Here is a 6,357-nt window from a genome sequence, read left to right on the forward strand (position 1 = left end):
CTCGGGTTCGTCATGAAATACTTGTGCGCGTTGAACGGCTCCTCCCCTTCGGCAGGCTGGATCCGCTCGCTGGCACCCGACGCCAGTACACGCCAGCTCTGGCGGTTGTCGAGGAGGTTGGCCAGCATGATCTGGTCGAGCACCTGCTGATGCACCGTCGGATTGGTGATCGGCAGCAGCGCCTCGACGCGGCGGTCGAGGTTGCGGCTCATCAGGTCCGCCGACGAGATGTAGACGGTGGCCTTGGGATGGGGCAGCCCGACGCCGTTGCCGAAGCAGTAGATGCGCCCGTGCTCCAGGAAGCGCCCGACGATCGACTTTACCCGGATCGTCTCCGAGAGGCCGGGGATGCCCGGCCTGAGGCAGCAGATGCCGCGCACGATGCAGTCGATCTGCACGCCCGCCGCGCTCGCGTCGTAGAGCGCGTCGATGATCTGCTGGTCGACGAGAGAGTTGCACTTGATCCAGATGGCCGCCGGGCGGCCGGCCTTCGCATGGGCCACCTCCGCCTCGATGTTCTCCAGAAGGCGCGGCTTCAGGGTCAGCGGCGAGACCGCCATCCGCTCCAGTTCGGCGGGTTCCGCGTAGCCGGTGATGTAGTTGAAGATCCGGCTCACGTCGCGCGCCACCGCCGGGTCGGCGGTGAAGAACGAGAGATCGGTGTAGATGCGCGCGGTGATCGGGTGGTAGTTTCCGGTGCCGACATGGCAGTAGGTGACGAGCCGGTCGCCCTCGCGGCGCACCACCATCGACAGCTTGGCGTGGGTCTTCAGCTCGATGAAGCCGAACACCACCTGCGCGCCGGCTTTCTCAAGGTTGCGCGCCCAGCGGATGTTGGCCTCCTCGTCGAAGCGGGCCTTCAGCTCGACGAGGGCCGTCACCGACTTTCCGAGTTCGGCGGCCTCCGCCAGCGCCGCGACGATCGGCGAGTTCGAGGAGGTCCGGTAGAGCGTCTGCTTGATCGCCACCACGTTCGGGTCGCGGGCGGCCTGGGACAGGAACTGCACCACCGCGTCGAAGGATTCGTAGGGGTGGTGGACGGTGAAATCCTTCTGCCGGATCGCCGCGAAGACATCGCCGCCGCTCTCGCGGATACGCTCGGGGAAGCGCGGGTTGTAGGACTTGAACTTCAGGTCCGGCCGGTCGATGCCGACGATCTGCGAGAGCTCGTTGAGGGCGAGCATCCCCTCCACGAAGATCACCGCATCGCTGCCCATCTCGAGTTCGTCGGACACGAAGGCGCGCAGGTCCTCCGGCATCCCGGCCTCGATCTCGAGGCGGATGACGACGCCGCGCCGACGCTGCTTCAGCGCCGTCTCGAAGTGCAGGACGAGGTCTTCCGCCTCCTCCTCGATTTCGAGATCCGAGTCGCGGATCACCCGGAAGGCGCCCTGCCCGCGCAGCGAATAGCCGGGGAACAGCCGCCCGGTGAACAGGACGATGACCTGCTCCATGGCGATGAAGCGGGCGGTGGCATCGTTTGCGGCATCGGGCAGGCGCACGAAGCGGTCGAGCACCGCCGGCAGGCGGATGAGCGCGCGCAGGGTGCGGCCGTCGCGGGGCCGCACCAGCATCAGCGCGATAGTGGAGCCGAGATTCGGGATGAAGGGGAACGGATGGGCCGGATCGATGGCGAGCGGCGTCAGCACCGGGAAGACGTGGTTGAGGAAGTAATCCTCCAGCCAGGCCTTGTGCTCCTGGGTCAGGCCGGCGGGCTCGGTCAGCTCGATGCCGGCGCCCAGGAGATCGCGGCGCAGTTCGCGCCAGCGCGTCTGCTGGTCGAGGGCGAGGCGCGAGACTTCCGCACCGACGCGGGTGAGTTGCTCCGACGGGGTCAGGCCGTCCTGCGAGGGCAGCACCAGCCCGGCGCGGACCTGATCGTGCAGGCCGGCGACGCGCACCATGAAGAACTCGTCGAGGTTGTTGGCCGAGATCGACAGGAAGCGCACTTGCTCCAGAAGCGGGTGGTGGATGTTCGAGGCTTCCTCCAGCACGCGCCGGTTGAACTGTAGCCAGGACAGCTCGCGGTTGACGAACCGCTCCGGCGAGTGGCGCAGGGCATGGCCCGCCTCGCGAACGGAATCGCGTGCCTCGGTGGCGGGCATCACGTCCGCGGGTGCGGGGAGTTCTCCGGCGGAGGGCAGGTCGAGATCGGCGTCCGGCAGGGCATCGGACACGGGCGCCCCATCGGGCGGCGCCGCCACCTCGGGCACCCCCTTCGGTGATGTCTTGGTGGCCACGGTGGCGGTCCGTCGCGTGGCGGGACGGGCCGGCCGGGTGCGGGCCTCGCTGCCACCCGAAATCCCGGTGTCGGCGGCGATCGCGTCCGTGTCCATATCCGCCAAGGGTCTCTCTCCTGTGTCGAGGGGCCGGCTTCCTAGCACGGGGCCGGGTGCCGTTTTTGACAGTTCGATGACGATCGCAGGTTCGCGCCGGTCCGGATCGCTTGTCGTCAGGTGGGGACGCCGCCCTCGGAATCCCCGTCCTCACATTCCTCGTCCTCGGCGTCCTGCGCTCCGAAGCCGAGGCGTTCCAGCACTGCCAGGGCGAGCGGCTTGGTGATGCGCCGGCCCCGGCTGAGCGCATCGCGATCCAGCGCGGTCACCACCTCGCGGGCCCGCCCCAGGGATCGGTCAATGCGCAGGGCGAGGGCCTCGACGATGGCGAGATCGACCACGAGTTGCCGGTCCACGAAGAGCTTGACGAGGACCGCGCGCAGGAGCGCGTCGTCCGGCGGCAGGATGGTGGCGCCCGGAGCGAGCCGCAGGCGCGAGCGCAGGTCCGCCGTGGTCAGGCCGAGCGCCTCCACCGAAGTGGCGCATGTGATGAGCACGGGGCAGGCGCGCTCGCGGGCGAGGTTGAGGAGGTGGAACAGGGCCGCCTCGTCGCGCGGCTCCCCGTCGATGTCCTCGATCACCAGGGCGCCGTTGGAGAGGTAATGCGGCACCGTGGTGGCGGTGATTTCGGAGGCCTTCGCGGTCCAGGCATGGGATCGCGTCGCCCAGATCGAGGCGAGATGGCTCTTGCCGCTGCCCGGGGGACCGCTGAGCAGGCAGACGGTGTCGGGCCAGTTCGGCCAGGCCTCGATCAGCGCGTAGGCGGCTTCGTTGGCCGGACCCACCAGAAAGTCCTCGCGGCCGTAGCGCGGGTCGGCCGGCAGGTCGAAGGCGAGTTGCTTCGGGGGAACGGTGTCGCGGGTGGCCATCTATCGATCGGGCTTGGACAGGAGCGCGGGGGTGTCCGCATAATAGATCGGGCTCTGGAGGTAGCGCTCCAGGGCGAAGCGCACCAGCACGCCGATGGAGGCCGCCACCGGCACCGCGAGCAGCAGCCCGAGGAAGCCGAACAGCGACCCAAAGGCGAGGAGCGCGAACATCAGCCAGACCGGGTGCAGCCCGACCGATTCGCCGACGAGCTTCGGCGAGATGATGTTGCCCTCGAGGAACTGCCCGACCACGAAGACGCCGATGGTCAGGCCAATATGCAGCCAGTCGGAATCTGGCCAGAACTGCGCCAGGGCGACCCCGGCCGAGAGCAGGAACCCCGTCAGCGTGCCGACATACGGGATGAAGGTGAGGAAGCCCGCGATCAACCCGATGAGCACGCCGAAGTTCAGTCCGACGAAGAAAAGCCCGACCGCATAGAACGTACCCAGGATGAGGCAGACCAGTGTCTGGCCCCTGACGAAGCCCGTCACCGCCCCATCGATCTCGCGCCCGAGGCGGCGCACCACCGGTCGGTGGCGCGGCGGCACCCAGCCGTCGAGGGCGGCGATCATCCGGTCCCAGTCGACGAGGAGGTAGAACGCCACCACGGGCGTCACCACGAGGAGCGACGCGATGGAGATCAGGGCCTGGCTGCCCGACCAGAGGGATTTCAGGAAGGTCAGGAACCAGGTGCCCCCCTGTCCCACCAGGGTCCCGACCTGGGATTGCAGGTCGGTGAGCACGTCCGCGCCCCCCACCCGCTGCAGCAGCGGCCCGGCCCGGTCCGCGAGGATGCCCTGCAGCCGCGAGACCATGCCGGGCAGGGTCGCCACGAGCGCCGAGACCTGATTGGCGGCCAGCGGCACGACGAGGAGCAGGACCACCACGAGCCCGACCACGAACATCGCCAGGATGAGGAGCGAGGCCGAGAGCCGGCCGAGGCCGAGGCGCTCCAGCCGGTCGGCGATGGGGTCGAGGAGATAGGCCAGCGCCAGGCCCGCCACGAAGGGCAGCATGACGTCGGCGAGCAGGTAGAGCAGGAGCGCGAGGCCCACGAGGGCCGTCAGCCCGATCATCGCCCTGCCGCGCATCGGCCGTTCCCCGTCTGACGTGACCCTGAGCGTCAACAGTGGGAACGCAAGGGGACACGGTCAAGGTACCGGGTGCATGGGACGGCCGCGAATACCCGCCCTTCGCTCAGGTGGACTCGCGAAGGCGCGCGCGAGCGGTTAGAGGTCGCGGAACGATGGATTTCAAAAGAGCGGCGCGGATGACGGCTGAGCCCACAAACGGAATGACCTACGCGGAGGCGGGCGTCGACATCGATGCCGGCAACGCCATGGTCGAGACGATCAAGCCGCTGGTGCGTGCCACCCGCCGGCCGGGGGCGGATGCCGAGATCGGTGGGTTCGGCGGGCTGTTCGACCTGAAGGCCGCCGGCTTCAAGGACGCGATCCTGGTGGCGGCCAATGACGGCGTCGGCACCAAGGTGAAGATCGCCATCGAGACGAACCGCCACGACACGATCGGGATCGACCTCGTGGCGATGTGCGTCAACGACATCATCGTGCAGGGCGCCGAGCCCCTGTTCTTCCTCGACTATTTCGCCACCGCCAAGCTGGTGCCGGGGGTCGGCGCCGACATCGTGCGCGGCATCGCGGCGGGTTGCCGGATCGCCGGCTGCGCGTTGATCGGCGGCGAGACCGCCGAAATGCCGGGTCTCTACGACGGCGCCGATTACGATCTCGCCGGTTTCAGCGTCGGGGCCGCCGAGCGCGGCACCCTGCTGCCGCGCGGCAACATCGTGCCGGGCGACGTGGTGCTGGGCCTGCCCTCCTCCGGCATCCATTCCAACGGCTTCTCGCTCGTGCGCCGCATCGTCGAGAAGAGCGGCCTCTCCTACGACGATCCGGCGCCCTTCGAGCCCGCCCGGACGCTGGGCGAGGCCCTGCTGGAGCCGACCCGGATCTACGTGAAGCCCCTGCTCGCGGCCCTGCGGAGCACGGACGGCATCAAGGCGCTGGCCCACATCACCGGCGGCGGCTTTCCCGACAACCTGCCCCGCGTTCTGCCCGACGGCGTCGGCATCGCCATCGACCTCGACGCGATCATTCCGCCGCCGGTCTTCGGCTGGCTCGCGCAAGTGGGCAACGTGGCCGAGGCCGAGATGCTGCGCACCTTCAACTGCGGCATCGGCATGGTCGTGGTGGTGTCGCCCGAGAGCGTCAGCGCCGTGTCGAAGGCCCTCGACCTCGGCGGCGCCTCGCCTCTGCGTTTGGGACGGATCACGGCACGCGGCCCCGAGCCCGTCACCTTCGAAGGCCGGCTCGCCTTCTGATGGCGGCCTCCGCCAAGCCCCGGGTCGCGATCCTCATCTCGGGGCGCGGCTCGAACATGGCCTCGCTTATCGCGGCGGCGCAGGCGCCGGACTACCCGGCCGAGATCGCGCTCGTCGCCGCCAACCGCCCGGCGGCCGGCGGCCTCGCCCATGCGGCGGGTCACGGCATTCCCACCCGCGCCCTCGACCACACGGCCTATCCGAGCCGCGAGGCTTTCGACGCGGCGCTCCAGGCGGAACTGGTCGCCACCCGGATCGACCTCGTGTGTCTGGCTGGCTTCATGCGGATCTTCTCCGCCGGCTTCGTCGAAGCCTGGGCCGGCCGGATGATCAACATCCACCCGTCCCTGCTGCCCCTGTTCAAGGGCGTCCACACCCACGAACAGGCGCTGAGGGCCGGGGTCCGTCTCCACGGCTGCACCGTGCACTACGTCGTACCCGAACTCGATGCCGGCCCGATCATCGCGCAGGCCGCCGTGCCCGTGCGCCCCGGCGACGATCCGGATGCGCTCGCGGCCCGCATCCTGGTCCAGGAGCACCGGCTCTACCCGCAGGCCCTGGCGTTGGTCGCGGGCGGGCGGGTGCGGCTTAATGGCGAGCGGGTGGTGTTTTCGGATGGGCTCGCGCCAGCGGACGGAGCGCTGCTCAGCCTGTGAGCCGGTGGGACGAAGCGGTGCTGGAAGCGCTCACGCGTTCGGCAGGTGCGTCGCCAGCGCTTCGAGAACGGCCATGCGGACGGCGACGCCCATCTCGACCTGTTCGCGGATGAGCGACTGCGCCCCGTCGGCGACCTCGGAGGAGATCTCGACGCCG

Annotated in this window: 5 protein-coding genes and 1 pseudogene; 2 read left to right on the forward strand and 4 right to left on the reverse strand. The window is 69.3% G+C overall.

Annotation, left to right across the window (positions count from 1 at the left end):
* The 3 genes from JWQ05_RS09000 to JWQ05_RS09010 all read right to left on the reverse strand — a co-directional run.
* The coding region (locus JWQ05_RS09000; protein ID WP_299657696.1) for an RNA degradosome polyphosphate kinase at positions 1–2,336 on the reverse strand (2,336 nt) is incomplete at its 3' end.
* Between the two features lie 116 nt (positions 2,337–2,452).
* The gene (locus tag JWQ05_RS09005; protein WP_299657686.1) at positions 2,453–3,205 is read right to left on the reverse strand and encodes a hypothetical protein; all 753 of its coding nucleotides are present in this window, start codon (positions 3,203–3,205) and stop codon (positions 2,453–2,455) included.
* Positions 3,206–4,297: an AI-2E family transporter gene (locus JWQ05_RS09010; RefSeq protein WP_299657689.1), complete on the reverse strand. Its 1,092-nt coding sequence runs from the start codon at positions 4,295–4,297 to the stop codon at positions 3,206–3,208. It lies immediately after the preceding gene.
* A 179-nt stretch (positions 4,298–4,476) separates the two neighbouring features.
* Here JWQ05_RS09010 and purM point away from each other — a divergent pair, with 179 nt between their 5' ends.
* The gene (gene purM, locus JWQ05_RS09015; protein WP_299657691.1) at positions 4,477–5,544 is read left to right on the forward strand and encodes a phosphoribosylformylglycinamidine cyclo-ligase; all 1,068 of its coding nucleotides are present in this window, start codon (positions 4,477–4,479) and stop codon (positions 5,542–5,544) included.
* Positions 5,544–6,200 carry a phosphoribosylglycinamide formyltransferase gene (gene purN, locus JWQ05_RS09020; protein WP_299657693.1) on the forward strand — a complete coding sequence of 219 codons (657 nt, stop codon included), beginning with the start codon at positions 5,544–5,546 and terminating at the stop codon, positions 6,198–6,200. Before purM ends, purN begins: the two co-directional genes overlap by 1 nt.
* A gap of 30 nt (positions 6,201–6,230) precedes the next feature.
* Here the strand turns inward: purN and pyrB are convergent.
* Positions 6,231–6,357, reverse strand: a pseudogene (gene pyrB, locus JWQ05_RS09025) (aspartate carbamoyltransferase catalytic subunit); the annotation flags it as partial.

Source organism: Methylobacterium sp., assembly GCF_028290105.1.
GTDB lineage: Bacteria > Pseudomonadota > Alphaproteobacteria > Rhizobiales > Beijerinckiaceae > Methylobacterium.

Coding starts and splice junctions, on each gene's coding strand:
- JWQ05_RS09005 (WP_299657686.1), bottom strand. CDS start 3,205: ATGGCCACCCGCGACACCGTTCCCCCGAAGCAACTCGCCTTCGACCTG.
- JWQ05_RS09010 (WP_299657689.1), bottom strand. CDS start 4,297: ATGCGCGGCAGGGCGATGATCGGGCTGACGGCCCTCGTGGGCCTCGCG.
- purM (WP_299657691.1), top strand. CDS start 4,477: ATGACGGCTGAGCCCACAAACGGAATGACCTACGCGGAGGCGGGCGTC.
- purN (WP_299657693.1), top strand. CDS start 5,544: ATGGCGGCCTCCGCCAAGCCCCGGGTCGCGATCCTCATCTCGGGGCGC.